Origin of the sequence: Kibdelosporangium aridum, from assembly GCF_900176515.1 — a bacterium.
Classification (GTDB): Bacteria; Actinomycetota; Actinomycetes; order Mycobacteriales; family Pseudonocardiaceae; genus Kibdelosporangium; species Kibdelosporangium aridum.
This window is the reverse complement of record NZ_FWXV01000001.1, coordinates 1933432-1948112: the sequence shown is the minus strand read 5'-3', so window position 1 is coordinate 1948112 and position 14681 is coordinate 1933432. Positions and strand designations below refer to the sequence as shown.

Below are 14681 nucleotides of genomic sequence, written 5' to 3'. Positions count from 1 at the left end.
GTCACAACGAGCGATCAGGCAGGCAGGCGCCAGACCTGGTTCGCGCTGGCGAAGCAGTCCCAGATCTGCAGACGGGTGCCGTCCGCGGAGCTGTTACCAGTGGCGTCCAGGCAACGGCCCGACGCCGTGTTGCGCAGCGTGCCATCGCCGTTGGCCTGCCACGACTGTGCGCCAGTGCCGTTGCAGTCCCACAGCTGGATGACCGTGCCGTTCGCGGTGCCCGCGCCCGCCACGTCCATGCACTTGCCGAGCGCGCGGAGCGTGTTGTCGGTGCCGACGGTCCACGTCTGCGCGCCAGTGCCGTTGCAGGTGTAGATCTGAACCGCGGTTCCGTTGGCGGAGCTGGCCCCCGCCACGTCGACGCACTTGCCGGCGATACCTGTGATCGGGCCGGACCGGCTGCCGCCGGGCGGCGGGGTGGTGCCGCCAGCCGCGTCGAAGATCGCGCTGAGCAGCGACGTGGCGCCGGTCGTGTCCTGGGACAGCTCCCAGTTCATGATGCCGCCCGCGTTGGCCACCGCCCACTGGGTCTTGCGCTTGATCGTGGGAATGCCGTTGTAGCACTGCGTGCCGCCGCTGATGTTCGCGCAGTCGCGGTTGGCGTTGGCCGGGTCGGCCGCGACGATCTGCGAGTACGGAACGTAAACCGGACGGCTGTAGAACGGCACACCCAGCACGGTCTTGCTGGCAGGCAGACCGCGCCCCTTCCAGAAGTTCGCCGACTGGATCGACCAGTCGTAGTTGGCGTGCGGGCTGCCGCCGTCGTACGCCATGATGTTCAGCCAGTCGACGATCCCGAAGACGGCCGGCTCGACACCGTTGGCGGTGCCGCCACCGGAGACCACCGCCGCGGTCAGCAGCTTGCCCCGGCTGTGCAGAGCGTCGCCCAGTTGCCGCATCAGCGCGGTGAAGTTCGCACCCGACTGACCTGGATCCGGGTACTCCCAGTCCATGTCGATGCCGTCGAGGTTGTACTCGTTGACCACGCCGATCAACGCGTTGACGAACGTGGTGCGGCTACCGGCGTTGCTGGCCAGCTGTTCGAAAGCTGAGTCGTTGCCGTCGTTCCAGCCACCCACGGCCAGCGACACCCGGACACCGTTGTTGTGTCCCAAGGAGACCAGCGACCGAAGCTTGTTCGGGTCCGGTATTCCCTGCAGTGTGCCGTTGGAGTTCGGCAGCACGAAGGCGTAGTTGATGTGGGTGAGCTTGGAGTACTGGATGGAGTTGACGTTGCCGGACCACGACGGCATGTAGCCGACGCTCTTGAAGCCCGGTGGCAACGCCGCCACGGCAGCGGACGTGGCAGCGGGTGCTGCCGTGGCCGTTGTCGTGACTGCGACCGTGACTCCGGTCGCGACAGTGGCAAGGGCAATGCCTGCGGCGCTCAGGCGCTTGCCCAGTCTGGTCCATTGCATGAACGGTTCCCTTTCACACGCGGGCCCCGTTGCGTCGCACGAAGTCGGTGCCGGGAAGGCAGGGTTGCCGACATCGACGCAAAGAGACGAAACCCGTTGACATCTGCAGGGGGTTTGAGGGTTTCGGCGAAGGGAGAGCGAACTATCTCGCGGTGTGCGCTCTCATCACACGCCGCGGATGGCTCTCTCTGTTCAGTGTCGTCATCGACACGTCCCTTCACTCAGGTGGCGGCGTGCCTCAAAGGTACTGCATGGCTAAAACTAAGTCACGACAAAGGAAGTGATGCGGTTCGTTCGGTTGCCGAACGAACTGTTCGTGCAGGTCTATACCGGTCTAAACCAGTGCGTGAGGTCCGAAGAGGATGATCAAGTCAGTGGTAGGGGTCTCCGGCACTGGTCCGTCCGATAGGGACCAAGCGGCGATGCGGCCTCGACGGGCGCCCGCCCATGTCAGCCAGGGCGGGACGCCCGTCAAGGGTTTATGCGGTCAGTGCTTTGTCGTACTGACCGAGAAGTCCGAGAAGTACGCGTGCACTTCCCACTTGGGTCCCCAGCTGGTGTCGTGTCCACCGAAGAACGTCGAGAAGAACACGCCCTTGAAGGGGATCGACGCGATGTTCGGTGCCTCGCGCACCGAGAGCACCTGCCGGTTGTCATACCAGACAGTGATCTGGCCGGTTGACCGGTTCACCGCCTGCTCGATCGTGTGAGTCTGGTTGTCGGCGGCGAAACTCCACGAACCGAGACCGACGTCCCGGCCGTATCCGCTGCCACCAGGTGTGTAGACGTAGACCTCGCCTTTGCTGCCGTTACGGAACATGAACCGCGTGGACCACGCGTTTCCGTGGTTGCCACCGCTGGCCTGTCCGGGTTCCCCGCCGTAGAGGCCGGGCAGTTTCCCGCCGAGGCCCCAGTCGAAGTTGCTGGGGAACCGGACCCGGTAGCGGAAGTACAACGTGGTGGCGTTGCGCAGGTCGGACCGGCCGATCTTGCCGAGGTCCTGGTAGAACTGACCACCTCCGCTTGTCGGGCAGTTGGTGCACGAGGGCGCGGAGGAACCCTTGCCGTACTTGACATCCAGCGTGGCGCCGGATGCCTTCATGTTGCCGGACCCGAATTCGCCACGGCCGTCGATTCCCCAGCTCGATCGCCACGAGGACGAGTTGAAGCCGGAGAACGTTCCGGACCAGGGCGCTGGCGCGGCTTGTGCGGCCGGGACACTCACCGAAATGAGGCCGGCCATGGCCACGCAGGCGACGATCGCCTTGCTCAGCCGGGAACTGTGCAGGGACATGCGATTCCTTCCAACGCGCGGGCAGGGACCCGTTGGCGGCGGCGCACAGGTCAGAACGGTAGGGCCAAGTTCCCTGTTTGTTCAACCACTTGACAACAGTTCATGTATCTGAATGACGGCCGGGCGTACAGTAACGCCCGTGGACAACGACACCCAAGACAACGCCGACACCGGAATCCTCGACCCTGAGGACACATTGGACGACCGGAACGCGTACGACGAGGGTTACTCGCCGCCGGAGAAGGCGCCGATCCTCGACGAAGGGGTGAGCTTCGGCGACCGGCTCGCCCGCGAGGAACCGGACGTGTCCTATGACGCCGATGACGACGATCTCGGCGACGCGCGGGACACCGACGGCGAACTGATCGACGACGAGGTGGGCGACTTCCGGGCCGGCCGTCTCGTGGCGCAGGACGAAGGCTTCGGAGCGGACACCGACGCGGAGCTCTACGCCTCGGACGTGGGCATCGACGGCGGCGCGGCCTCGGCCGAGGAAGCGGCCGTGCACCTGGTGGACCCGCGCGAGTACTGATCCGCCGTGCTCTGGCGGTCAGCCCGGGTAGTAACCACAATGCACGCATGAGCATCGTGACCCGGGGCTTCCGGGGCAGACGGGACTCCGCACCCGATTTGCCCCCTGGCCAGTACCTCACGCGCGATTTCCCGGTCCTGTCGGCGGGACCGACGCCCCGGATCACAACCGACGCCTGGCAGTTCACGATCACCACCGAAGCGGGTGCGAAGCACACCTGGATGTGGCGTGACCTGCAGGCCCTGCCCAGCGAGCAGCCGACTGTCGACATCCACTGCGTGACGAAGTGGTCGAAACTGCACACCAGCTGGCAGGGCGTATCGCTGGACGTGCTCTTCGACGCGGTCGACACGGGCGCTGACTACGCCGTTGTCCACTCATACGGCGGCTACACCACGAACCTGCCGGTCGAGGACATGCTCGACGGCAAGGCGTGGCTCGTGTACGGCTTCGAAGGCGAGGACCTGACGCCGGAGCACGGCGGCCCGGTCCGGCTGCTGGTGCCGCACCTGTACTTCTGGAAGTCGGCGAAGTGGGTGAAGGGGCTCGACTTGAGCGACCACGACGAACCCGGATTCTGGGAGACCCTCGGGTACCACAACTACGGTGACCCGTGGCGCGAGCAGCGGTACACGGGCGACTGATGATGATGCTGCGCTGGTTGCCCGGAACTGTCGCGGACATCCGGGTGGAAACCCCGACATCTCGCACGATCGTGTTCGACGTGCCCGACTGGCCAGGACACTTGGCGGGCCAGCACATCGACGTCCGGCTCACCGCCGAGGACGGCTACAGCACGCAGCGCAGCTATTCGCTGGCCGCGCCGCCGGACGACGACCGGATCGAGATCATGGTCCAGGAAGTGCCGGACGGCGAGGTTTCGCCGTTCCTGGTGCAGGACCTGATGCTGGACGACGTGATCGAACTGCGCGGTCCGATCGGCGGCTGGTTCACCTGGCAGCCCGCCATGGACACACCGGTGTCACTGGTCGCGGGCGGGTCCGGGATCGTACCGCTGATGGCGATGATCCGAGCCCGCACGCAGGCAGGCAACGATGCCGGGTTCAGACTGCTCTACTCGGTGCGCGGGCCCGCGGATGAGTACTACGCGGAAGAACTCGGCAAGCACGACATCGAGGTCACCAGGATCTACACGCGAGCCACGTCGCCTTCCGGGCGACCGGCCGGCCGCGTCGGACCTGCGGATCTCGCGACGTTGTGGCCCGCTGACGCGGGTGCCCGGACGTATGTCTGCGGGCCGACCGGCTTTGTCGAAGCAGTGGCGAAGATGCTCGTGGACGGCGGATACGACCCGGGCACGATCCGTACCGAACGATTCGGCCCATCCGGAGGATGACAATGCACGTCGATGGCAACGCGGTCGCGGCAGCTCTCGGCTTCGACGTCTCGGTGCTCAAGCTGACCTGTGCGTCATGCGGTCAGCTGGGCCCGTTCGCCGAGCACCACGTCTACGACTCAGGCCCGGGGATCGTGGTGCGCTGTGCGGGCTGCGGCGAGATCACCGCCCGGATGGTGCGGACGGACACGGAGATCTGGCTGGATCTCAGGGGATCGAAGTCAGTTCGCGTTCCTTTGCCAGCTGAGGCGTGACCACCAGGAAAAGGGCGGCAACCAGAAGCGGGACAACACCGAACCCGATCGCGACGGCGCCGCCGAGCTGCTGGGAAGCAAGGAGATCGGAAGCCCACGGCAACTTCAGCGACCGGTAGAACTGCTCACCGATCGGATGGTCCTGGATGAGCAAGGCGCCCGCGAACACCGACTGAGTAGCCAACGCCGCGAACACCATGAGCCGCCTCGTTTTGAGCGGAACCTCGGGTGCGAACGCGGTCAGGAAGAACGCGAGCCCGGCGAGCAGAAACCACAGGTGAATGCCCGCGCGCACAACAGGCTGATCAAGCGACCACTCGAACACGCCCGTGAAGTACACGAGATAGAAGGAACTGCTGAACAGAACAGTGGCAGCGATCGGGTGCAGCAGCACGCGATACCTCTGCGGTATCCCTCGCGCCAGAAGGATAGGAGCACCAATAGCGAGGATCATCGTGCTGACCACGTCGACGCTGAAGACCGCGGGAGCGTAACGCCCAATCCCGGACGACGTCGCGATGACGATGGCCACACATCCCGCGACCCAGGCTCGCGATCGCCAGTACATCACCGCGAGCACGATCGCGGCGGTGCCAAGAAGAAGATCGAACCGCCAGTCAGTGAGGATCCGGCCGACGTCGGCCGGTCCACTGAGGACATACCCGAGCTTGAGCTCAACGGTGGGCACGATCTCGTTGTGATCGGGCGGGGGAGTGCGGGCGAGAGCGGCCGCAAGCCCGATCGTCATGAGCATCATCAAAACCTCGACGGCGCCAAGTTTCATCAGCGCACGCCCGGTGCCGTGCTTGACGACTTCCCGCACGCCGCGCTGCCGCTGGAAGTAACCGAACACACCGAGGATCAGAAGTGCGCCGAGCTTCGCGACAACGAGCACGCCGTATGAGGTAGTGAAGAGGTTCGGCAACTTGACCCGCACAAGCGCGTTGATCACCCCGGAGGCGGCCAGAGCGATCCAGCACCACAACGCGAGGGTCGAAAAACGGGTGACGGCTGTGGTGAGATGCTCACCTTTGCAGTACGCCACAACAGCAATGAGCCCGCCAACCCACAAGGCAGCGGCTACGAGATGTATCAAGAGGCTTGCCGTCGCCCAGTCGTGATCGCCACCGCTGGACGAATGTCCGCTTGAGGCAACAGGAACCAACCCGAACAACGCCAACCCGAGCAGCCCTCTGGTGGCCCGCTGGGTAGTTATGCGAGTCGATGCTCCGGCTATCACAGCGCCAATCAACGCCGTCAACATCCAGGCTCTCGTCGGCTCGACGGCGAAGGCGATCTCGAGCAGACGGCCGAAGTCCATGAAGTAGCTCAACGGCCGGGCATAAACATCGGCCAAGGTGAACGGAACGGACAAAAGCGCGGCCACAGCCCACAAAACAGCCGCCCACCCGGAGATCCTGATCGGGACACGGTGCGGCTCCGGCAACAGAAACCCAGAGAACAGCAGCCCGCCCACACAGACAACGGCGCCCAACTCCGCAAGCACTCGCACCACAGGGAGTCCGTAGCTGGCGTAAAGGTCCGTGCCACGCAACCCCGCGACGGTGAAATCGTTCCCGGTGACCGACAGCAACCCGACCGCGACAAGACAGGCAACGACCGTCCCGATCCCAAGCAGGGCACCAGTCTTCGGAGAAACGCGCACGCGCGGATCCTAGAGGCCCCAGTGACCCCGCTGCCCCCGTATGCACCCGCCGCCCACTGCATCTAGGACTACGGCCAATGTTAATTCCACTGTGACGAAATAGGCTACGAAAGCCCCGATCGGACAAGGGGCCCCTGATTCAAGGCTATTGCAGTGAGGGAGGGGTGGGGGAGGTGTGCGTTGGCGCGACTGTGGATTACGGGCCGATGTGGATAGATCGGGAGTTGTGGATCTTCGGCGCCGGAGGTTGTCGGACCCGCTGGGTAAGCTGGCAATCGGGGGCCGGAGGCCGCCTAGGCCGGGTCGGGATGCGGGCAAAACCAGGGGAGGCCCGCCGCAAGCCGCTGGATGTCCGATAGGGGAGCGGACGAGGCCGTCGCAGTGACTGGAACGTTGCACCACGGTGGTCTATTGGCAGGCTTCGGGCTGGACGTCGGCTAAAGGATAGGTGACGCGGGTAACTATGGGCGTTGCACCACGGTGGGTCAGCTGGGCTTCGGGATCGGAGACCGCGCGTGTTGGGTGGGAGCGGGAGACGCGGGCAACCAGGTGGTTCCGGGTGTTCATGTCACGGGTGGTGGGTTATTGGCTGGCCTCGGGGCGGGCGACCGTCGGCATTGGGTAGGGGAGGCCCTGGCCGCAGGAAACCTGGTAGGTCCAGGCGATGCACCACAGGTGGCCCTGTCGCCGGAGGCCGCCCAGGCCGGGGAGGCCCGCCACATCAAGCGAGCCTCCAGCCACACCGACTAATCCGCAACCAGCACAGTCCGGCCAGCGAAGCCGAAGTTCTCAGACGGACCCATAGACCCGTTGAACGACTCCCGCTGCCGACGCACAACCCAAGTGCCCGGAGCCACACCCGTGCCGCCGTGCTCAGGGTGGATCAAATACACCGGAGCCGTGTTCACGAAAGCCGCGACACCCAGCCGCTGGGAATCATGCACGCCCCGCGTCCACTGACAAGTGCCGGGATCGGCCACGAGAGTATGCGGGTTGTTGCCCGCAACACCCCGAACCAGCTCCACGCCGCCAGGCGGGACATCCCGCGCGCCAAACCACGACATGCGGATCTGAGGAACGAAACCCGCCGGAATGACGATCAAGTCACCCTGCGCCTGCAACCCGTCGATCACGGGCACAGTCACCGACCGAGACAGGTGCGAGAGCACGTCAAGACCAGTCCGGGAAAGCAGTTCAGCCAATTGCATGAGTGATCACCTTCAAGAAGTTCAGGTTCGACGCTGCAGCGACGCGTACTGGGCTCCGGTGAGCCCATACGTCCAGCCGGCGGCGTCGATGGGGTTGGAAAACGATGGTGGGACGTGCAGGCCGTATTGGCGGCGGGTGCCGTCACGTTCGACGGATCCGTTGACGGCTAAGAGCAAGCGGGAACCGCTGTACGGCAGGTCGTACAACTGCAGTGCGTATCCTGGGTTGCCTGGGTCATCTGCCTGCGCTACGAGCGACAGCTGTGCTTCGGAGATGAACGTGGGCCAACCGAGGTTCTCGATGGCGCATCGTCGTACTTCGACGTTGCGTTCGGACGTGATCGCCGAGACGGTCGGTTGCGAGATTACCCATGGGGGAACGCGGGTTCCGTTCCATGCGTGCACGGTCCAGCCGTCGGGGTAGGCGACAGCAGGCCCAGAACCGCTGTGTAGTCGTTCTGAGGCCACGCGGACGACCAACGGGCGTTCGGTGACGAAGCATTGGTTGCCTCGCGCCCACCACCAGCCGCATGAACGTGCCAGAGTCGACCATAGTTGGACCTGAAGGACGTCGCGCGGGTTGAACTCTGTGTGGAGAATGCGTTGGTGCACGTCGTAAAGCGCGAGCCAGTCGACGTCGTGCTGGCCGAGCCAGCGCAGTCCGAGCTCCACGCCGCCGATCTCGGCGCGGATCAAGCCCGCCACCGATTCCCGGATCGATCGCTGCAACGCACCGCGCACCAGCGGGTCCACAATAGACTTCGCTGGCCTGCCGGATTCGACTGCCGCCACAGGGTTCGAAGTCTCGAACGGGGAATGTTGGCCGATCCGGGCGTCCAGACGGCTCCGCAGATCCGACCGGAGCGTCGCGATCCGGTTTTCCACAGGGGAAGGGAACTGCAGGGGACCTGACGGTGGCAGCACGTCCACCGCCGCCGAGGGGGAGTCCAGCCAGACGAACTCGGGACGTGGTTCGTCGGCCATCGCGTACAACGCGGTGATTGTGGCTTCGGTGGCCGGTCGGTCCGCGGGTTCGCAGGAAAGTGCGTGCGCCGACCATTCTTCGCGCACGTCGATCGCGCGCCACCAGAATTCCACGGAGACAAGAGGACTATCTGCGAGGCGGGACTTGCGCCGCCGTCGTGCGCTCATCGCGCGTGGGCGAAACCGCCCTTCCGGGTAGACATGGCGACGATGATCGCAGGTTCACAACCGGACTCGCAACCCCCGTAACACGTGAGCCGGATGCCCGATGCATGTGGTGCGCATCACGTGACGTGAGGGGGTCGGTTGCCGCCGAGCGGAGTACAGAAGGCGATCACGTTCAGCCGTCGGGCACCAGGTCAGCTCACCGTTCTGCTTGTCATCCTCGTACTTGTCTGTCTGGCCACGGGTCTTGCGGCCGCGTTGGACGTTCAGCGCAAGCGGGCGGTGTTGACCGAGGTCATCGAGGGCAGTGGCCAGGTGACCAATGCGGCTGTGGAGATCTACCAGTCGTTGTCCGAGGCCAATGCCACGGTCGCGAGCGCGTTTCTGGTCAGCGGGGTGGAACCGGCGCCGTTGCGTGAGCGGTACCAGACCAACATCACCGAGGCCGCGGCGGCGTTGACCACAGCGGCAGCTGGTTCGCTGACAGGCGAAAGTGCCGTGATCGTCACCGAATTGGCGGCATATCTTCCGATGTACACCGGGCTGGTCGAACGGGCCCGAGCCTACAACCGGCAAGGGCAACCGCTCGGTGTCTCGTACATCCGGGAGGCGTCGCACCTGGTGCAGGGGACGATGTTGCGGTTGGCCCAACGCCTGTACATGGCTGAGACCACCCGATTGGAAGAGGCGCAGAACCAGGCCGGTGTGGTCGGCTGGACTCTTCTCGTCGTGGGGTTTCTCGTGCTGGGGGGACTGGTGGCGGTGCAGATCTACCTCACGCGGACCACTCGGCGAGTGCTGAACGCGGGCATGCTGGTGGCCACACTCGCCGCGCTGGCCGCGGTTTCGTGGTACGCCATCGCCACGGCCAAGGCCGCGGATCACAGTGTCACGAGTCAGCAGCAGGGTTCTGCCGCGGTGAAGGCGTTCGCCGAAGCGCGGATCAAGGTCCTGGAAGCCCGCAGCGATGAAGCGTTGACGTTGGTGGCCAGGGGAAACGGCCGTTCGTACGAAGACCATTTCGTCCTTGTGCGCAATGAGCTCAACGGCGGGCTTCTCGCCAACGCGAAGGCCGCTGCCAGCGCGGACACCGTTGGGCCAGTGGACAATGCGATCAACGCGTGGCACGGCTGGGTGGACAGTCATCGGGAACTGCGTAGTCAAGACGACAGGGGCGACTACGACACGGCGATCGAGATGGCTACCAACGGTGTGCCCGGTGAGCTGTACGGCACAGTCGATCGGGAACTCGGCACGGCGATCGCGCGTGCCGCGGGCAAGTTCCACGATGAGGCGGTGTCTGCCAGGGGAGCGTTGAGCATGGCGGACATCGGGATCGCGGTGTTGTCTGTGGTGGCTGCCCTGGCCGTGTGGTTCGGGTTGGCTCCGCGAATACGGGAGTACCGATGAAGATCCGGGCCTTGCTGGTTGTCGCGCTGCTGATCACCGGGTGCGGTGCCGAGCCTGCGGTGGTGCCGGTCGGGGTTCCGTCGGTGACGGTGATGCCGTCAGGCGTGACGTTCGCGCCGCCGTTGCCGGAAAGCGCTACCCGGCCGTGTAATCCGAAGGAGAGTCTCAGACCGGCCGGCGGTGCTGTTGAACCTGGCAGCACGATGGCCCGGATTCGTGAGCGAGGCAGGCTCATTCTCGGCATCGGGTCGAGCGCGTACCTGCTCAGCCACCGCGATCCCTACGACGGCAAGGTGAAGGGCTTCGAGGCGGATATCGCACGGGAGATAGCGGCCGCGATCTTCAACGGTGACCGGGAAAAGATCCAGTTCCGGGCGTTGAACGCGGCCGAGCGGATCCCGGCGATCCGGGGTGCGGACGACAAGGGGAACCCGGTCGAGCCGGTCGACATGGTGATGGCCGCGATGACGATGACCTGTGAACGCTGGGAACAGGTCGCCTTCTCGGCCGAGTACTACTCCGCCGGTCAGAAAGTACTGGTGAACAAGAAGTCCGGCATCACCAGCACGGCCGACCTGGCTGGCAAGAAGGTCTGCGCGTCGGCCACCAGCACCAACATCAAGACCATCGCCGAGTTGCCCGCGAAGCCGACACCGGTGGCGGCGGCCAACACCAGCGACTGTCTGGTGATGCTGCAGCAAGGCCAGATCGACGCGGTGTCCACAGGGGACGTGATCCTCGCCGGTCTGGCGGCGCAGGACGAAGCGACCCAGATCCTGCCTGAGCGGTTCACCGACGAGCCGACGGGTATCGCGATGTCGCTCAACGCGCCTGACCTGGTGCGGTTCGTCAACGGCGTGCTGGAGAACCTGCAGGCCGGCGGCCGGTGGCAGCAGTTGCAGGACCAGTACCTGGCGAAGTACATAGTGGACGCGAGACCGCCTGTCCCGCAATACAAGGCGGAGTGACTCATGACGGCCCGACTGCCTGATCCGGCCAAGTCCCGAGCGGTGTTGATCGGCACGGCCGACTACCAGGATCCGGACCTGACGGATTTGCCCGGTGTGGCCCACAACCTGACCGATTTGGCGGCGACGCTGACCTCGCCGCAGGGAGCTGGGCTGCGGCCGGAACATTGCCTGGTGTTGCGCGATCCGCCTGCGCAGGCCGACGTCGGCGACCACATCGTCACGGCCGCGGCTGAGGCCGAAGATGTGCTGCTGGTCTATTTCTCCGGGCACGGCGTGATGACGTGGGATCGGCACAACGAGCTATGTCTTGCGTTGCGGGACACCAGGTCGAAGTCGTTGCGGACGTCCGCGCTGCGCTGCGCGGATCTCCGTCAGTACATTCTGGACAGTCCAGCGCGGACCCGGGTGCTGATCCTGGACTGCTGTTTCGCCGGCCGGGTGCTCGAGCCGACGATGAACTCACCGGTGGACACGATGCTCGACGAGGTCGACGTGGCCGGTGCGTACGTGCTCGCGGCCGCGCAAGGCAGGGCATTGGCCCCGCCGGGCAGGCGCAATACGTTGTTCACGGGTGAACTGCTGCGGCTGTTGACCGAAGGGATCCCGAGGGCCCCGGGGATGTTGTTGACCCTGGACGTGCTGTTCCGTGAGGTTCGTGCGGTGATGCGGCGCAATGGCTGGCCTGAGCCGCGGGGCAACAACAGTGACATGGCGGCGCATCTGGCACTTGGCCACAACCCAGCCCACCTGATCCGAAAGGCGATGACGGCGTTGCGTGCCGATGTCGACCGGCTCGCGGTGGAAGAGGCCGAGACCAAGGTGGTCTACGAGGTCGTGCTGGACAAGATCAGTGGGCCGAACCTGCCGCCGGTGACCGAGGTCGCGGCTCGGCTGGCGGATCGGCTGGACGTCCTGGAACAGGTCGCGGCCACGGGTCAGCCGGTCAGCAACGAACTGGCCGAACTGAAAGGCGATTTGACCGACGGGCGCAACGCGACGCGTCGCCTGCGGGCGCTGGGCAATGGGCTGCTGGAGCGGCGCGGGGAGCTGCGTGAGCGGCTGAAGGGTTATCAGGCGCAGGCGGTTCGGTTGCACATCGCGGAGGACTGGGATATCGCGAGGTTGTACGCGTCGGCGCGCGATCTGTTGTGGACCAAACCGTGTGACCTCGGCCGTGCTTTGCGGGCGGTCAATGCGTTTCAGCGTGCCGTCACCGACCGGCGAGAGGGGCGGATGTGAGTGCTTGCACTGAGCCTGGCTGCACAGGATCGTATGGCCCGCACGGTTACTGTGACGATTGCGGCCACAAAGCCCCGGCCGCGCCGAAACCGCCGACGAAGCCGAGCAGTGAACCGCAGAGCGTTCAACGGCCGATCTCACGGCCGGTCAGCACGTCCCGGTTCGGCGCTGGCTGGGTGAGCATGCCGCGCGTGAGCCGCGGCGAACCCACTGGCGGGCCGGTCCAGCCGATCGAAGAGTCGCAACGGTTCTGCCGGAAGTGCAACACACCTGTCGGCCGTGGCCGTGACGGCAATCCAGGGCGGGCAAGGGGTTACTGCCGCAAGGACGGCACGCCGTTCTGCTTCGAGCCGACCTTGGCCGAGACCGACGCGGTCGACCGGTACGAGATCGACAGGTGCATCGCCCGCGGTGGCCAAGGCTGGATCTACCTCGGCCACGACACGCATTTCGACGACACCGGGCTGCAGCGTGCGGTCGTCCTCAAAGGAGTGATCGACAGTGCCGATCCAGAGGCGATCGAGCAGGCCCGGCAGGAGCGGCGGTTCCTGATCGCGGTGGATCACCCTAACATCGTCAAGGTCATCGACTTCGTCCGGCATCCGGATCCGTTGACCGGCACCATGGCTGGCTATCTCGTGATGGAGTACATAGACGGCCGCACCTTGCTCGACCTGCACAGGGAGTACCACGACGAGGGCGGTCAGCGGGCGCCGTTGCCGTTGACCCACGTGCTGGCGTACGGCATCGAGATCCTGCAGGCCATCGGCTACCTGCACGAGAAAGGCTTGCTTTACTGCGATTTCAAGCCCGACAACGCGATGCACACCGGCGATCAGCTCAAGCTGATCGACCTCGGCGCGGTCGTGCCGATGGACGACGTCCCGGACATGTTCCTCGGCACGGTCGGCTATCAGGCCCCGGAGATCGGGGACACCGGGCCGACGACAGCGTCCGATTTGTACACCGTCGGCCGCAGCCTCGCCGTGCTGAGCTTCAACTTCGAGGGCTTCACCAAGGAATACGCCGATCGGCTGCCCGATCGCGACGATGTGCCGGTGCTGGCGGCGCACGAGTCGTTCGACCTGTTGCTGCGCAGGGCGACGCACCCGGATCCGGCGCAGCGGTTCGCCTCGGCGGAGCAGATGCGCAGCCAGCTCGAAGGCGTTCTGCAGGAGGTGTTGTCAGCCTCGCAAGTGCGTCCGCCGACGCTGACGTCCCGGGTGTTCACTGTGGAGCAACGTACGTTCGGTACAGACGTGGTGATCGCGGGCGATCGTTCGCTGTCGCAAGTGGACTGGTCGGCGGTCGGGCCCGCGCTGCCGGCGCCGTTGGTCGACCCGGCCGATCCTGCCGCCGGGCACCTGGCCGCGATCGCGGCAGCCGACCCGGACTCCGTGGTCGACGCGCTGCTGGCGATTCCGTCGCAGAGCCCGGAAGTAGTGTTGCAGCTCGTCGGTGCCCGCATCGCCGCGGGACAACTGGACGTCGCACACCAGGACCTTGACGCGTACGCGGCGTCGGCGCCGCATGACTGGCGTGTGTCCTGGTATCGGGGTCTGGCGGCGTTGTCCGCAGGCCGTCCGCACGAGGCTCGCCCCTACTTCGAGCATGTGTACGCCGCGTTGCCGGGCGAGCTTCCGCCCAAGCTAGCGCTTGCTGCGGCGTCCGAGTGGGACGGTGACGACGATCGAGCCGGCCCGTTGTACCACCGGGTCTGGCGCGCCGACACCCGCTATGTGAGCGCTGCGTTCGGCTATGCCCGGGTTCTGGCCCGCCGGGGCGAGTTGGCGGCAGCGATCACGGCATTGGACGGCGTGCCAGAAGATAGCGCGCAACATACTTTCGCCCAAGTCGCTGCCATCCGGACCTGCCTGTCGCCGAATCTGGCCAAGGCGGAGTTGCTCGACGCGGGTGCCCGGCTGACGCGGCTCAAGATCGGCATCGAACGCCAAGCGGAGCTGTCGATCGAGGTGTTCGCCGCGGCACTGGACTGGGTCAGGGACAACGACGGCGCCGAGGCCTCCGGTGAGGTGCTCGGGCGTCCGCTGGCGGACCGGCACCTGCGGTTCGGCCTGGAAAAGGCGTATCGCGACCTGGCCGGGGTGACCGAGGACGTGGACCGCAAGATCGAACTCGTGCGCACGGCCAACCGCGTCCGGCCGCGGACATTGTTCTAAAGG

The 14681-nt window shown here is 65.5% G+C and carries 13 protein-coding genes; 8 read left to right on the top strand and 5 right to left on the bottom strand.

Annotated elements, in window-relative coordinates; translation table 11 throughout:
- Positions 1-14: 14 nt before the first annotated feature.
- Both B9C43_RS08360 and B9C43_RS08355 read right to left on the bottom strand, forming a co-directional pair.
- Positions 15-1418, bottom strand: coding sequence for a glycosyl hydrolase family 18 protein (locus B9C43_RS08360; RefSeq protein WP_084425332.1), 1404 nt, complete (start codon positions 1416-1418; stop codon positions 15-17).
- Positions 1419-1905: 487 nt separating this feature from the next.
- Positions 1906-2712, bottom strand: coding sequence for a polysaccharide lyase (locus B9C43_RS08355; RefSeq protein WP_235038496.1), 807 nt, complete (start codon positions 2710-2712; stop codon positions 1906-1908).
- Between the two features lie 139 nt (positions 2713-2851).
- On the opposite strand from B9C43_RS08355, the gene B9C43_RS08350 reads away from it, so the two are divergent.
- From B9C43_RS08350 to B9C43_RS08335, 4 genes are read left to right on the top strand one after another with little or no spacing between them, the layout of a single operon-like run.
- Positions 2852-3244 carry a DUF5709 domain-containing protein gene (locus B9C43_RS08350; protein ID WP_033386718.1) on the top strand — a complete coding sequence of 131 codons (393 nt, stop codon included), beginning with the start codon at positions 2852-2854 and terminating at the stop codon, positions 3242-3244.
- A 47-nt stretch (positions 3245-3291) separates the two neighbouring features.
- A complete protein-coding gene (locus B9C43_RS08345) occupies positions 3292-3888 on the top strand; it encodes a sulfite oxidase-like oxidoreductase (protein ID WP_084425331.1) in 597 nt (198 codons plus the stop codon).
- On the top strand, positions 3888-4601 hold the full coding sequence (locus tag B9C43_RS08340; RefSeq protein WP_200825458.1) for a ferredoxin reductase: 714 nt from the start codon (positions 3888-3890) through the stop codon (positions 4599-4601). Before B9C43_RS08345 ends, B9C43_RS08340 begins: the two co-directional genes overlap by 1 nt.
- A gap of 2 nt (positions 4602-4603) precedes the next feature.
- On the top strand, positions 4604-4855 hold the full coding sequence (locus B9C43_RS08335; protein ID WP_200825457.1) for a DUF6510 family protein: 252 nt from the start codon (positions 4604-4606) through the stop codon (positions 4853-4855).
- On the opposite strand, the gene B9C43_RS08330 is transcribed toward B9C43_RS08335, so the two are convergent.
- The 3 genes from B9C43_RS08330 to B9C43_RS08320 all read right to left on the bottom strand — a co-directional run bounded on the left by B9C43_RS08330 (position 4809) and on the right by B9C43_RS08320 (position 8827).
- Positions 4809-6521 carry a bifunctional copper resistance protein CopD/cytochrome c oxidase assembly protein gene (locus B9C43_RS08330; protein ID WP_084425329.1) on the bottom strand — a complete coding sequence of 571 codons (1713 nt, stop codon included), beginning with the start codon at positions 6519-6521 and terminating at the stop codon, positions 4809-4811. The two genes, B9C43_RS08335 and B9C43_RS08330, sit on opposite strands and share 47 nt — an antisense overlap.
- Before the next feature lie 746 nt (positions 6522-7267).
- The gene (locus B9C43_RS08325) at positions 7268-7729 is read right to left on the bottom strand and encodes a hypothetical protein (protein ID WP_084425328.1); all 462 of its coding nucleotides are present in this window, start codon (positions 7727-7729) and stop codon (positions 7268-7270) included.
- A gap of 21 nt (positions 7730-7750) precedes the next feature.
- The gene (locus B9C43_RS08320; protein WP_084425327.1) at positions 7751-8827 is read right to left on the bottom strand and encodes a DUF6745 domain-containing protein; all 1077 of its coding nucleotides are present in this window, start codon (positions 8825-8827) and stop codon (positions 7751-7753) included.
- Positions 8828-9019: 192 nt separating this feature from the next.
- Here B9C43_RS08320 and B9C43_RS08315 point away from each other — a divergent pair, with 192 nt between their 5' ends.
- The 4 genes from B9C43_RS08315 to B9C43_RS08300 are packed head-to-tail and all read left to right on the top strand — an operon-like array spanning position 9020 to position 14678.
- Positions 9020-10288, top strand: a complete 1269-nt coding sequence (locus B9C43_RS08315) for a hypothetical protein (protein ID WP_084425326.1) — start codon at positions 9020-9022, stop codon at positions 10286-10288.
- Complete coding sequence (locus B9C43_RS08310; protein WP_084425325.1) at positions 10285-11256, top strand: glutamate ABC transporter substrate-binding protein; 972 nt, start codon at positions 10285-10287, stop codon at positions 11254-11256. Before B9C43_RS08315 ends, B9C43_RS08310 begins: the two co-directional genes overlap by 4 nt.
- Positions 11257-11259: 3 nt before the next feature.
- The gene (locus B9C43_RS08305) at positions 11260-12498 is read left to right on the top strand and encodes a caspase family protein (protein ID WP_084425324.1); all 1239 of its coding nucleotides are present in this window, start codon (positions 11260-11262) and stop codon (positions 12496-12498) included.
- Entirely contained in the window at positions 12495-14678 is a 2184-nt protein-coding gene (locus B9C43_RS08300) for a serine/threonine-protein kinase (protein WP_084425323.1), read from the top strand. Before B9C43_RS08305 ends, B9C43_RS08300 begins: the two co-directional genes overlap by 4 nt.
- The last annotated feature ends 3 nt before the right edge of the window (positions 14679-14681 follow it).

Bases quoted from the DNA above. Each gene is read 5' to 3' on its own strand.
- B9C43_RS08340 (WP_200825458.1), top strand. From the start codon at position 3,888: ATGATGATGCTGCGCTGGTTGCCCGGAACTGTCGCGGACATCCGGGTG.
- B9C43_RS08335 (WP_200825457.1), top strand. From the start codon at position 4,604: ATGCACGTCGATGGCAACGCGGTCGCGGCAGCTCTCGGCTTCGACGTC.
- B9C43_RS08345 (WP_084425331.1), top strand. From the start codon at position 3,292: ATGAGCATCGTGACCCGGGGCTTCCGGGGCAGACGGGACTCCGCACCC.
- B9C43_RS08355 (WP_235038496.1), bottom strand. From the start codon at position 2,712: ATGTCCCTGCACAGTTCCCGGCTGAGCAAGGCGATCGTCGCCTGCGTG.
- B9C43_RS08325 (WP_084425328.1), bottom strand. From the start codon at position 7,729: ATGCAATTGGCTGAACTGCTTTCCCGGACTGGTCTTGACGTGCTCTCG.
- B9C43_RS08310 (WP_084425325.1), top strand. From the start codon at position 10,285: ATGAAGATCCGGGCCTTGCTGGTTGTCGCGCTGCTGATCACCGGGTGC.
- B9C43_RS08360 (WP_084425332.1), bottom strand. From the start codon at position 1,418: ATGCAATGGACCAGACTGGGCAAGCGCCTGAGCGCCGCAGGCATTGCC.
- B9C43_RS08305 (WP_084425324.1), top strand. From the start codon at position 11,260: ATGACGGCCCGACTGCCTGATCCGGCCAAGTCCCGAGCGGTGTTGATC.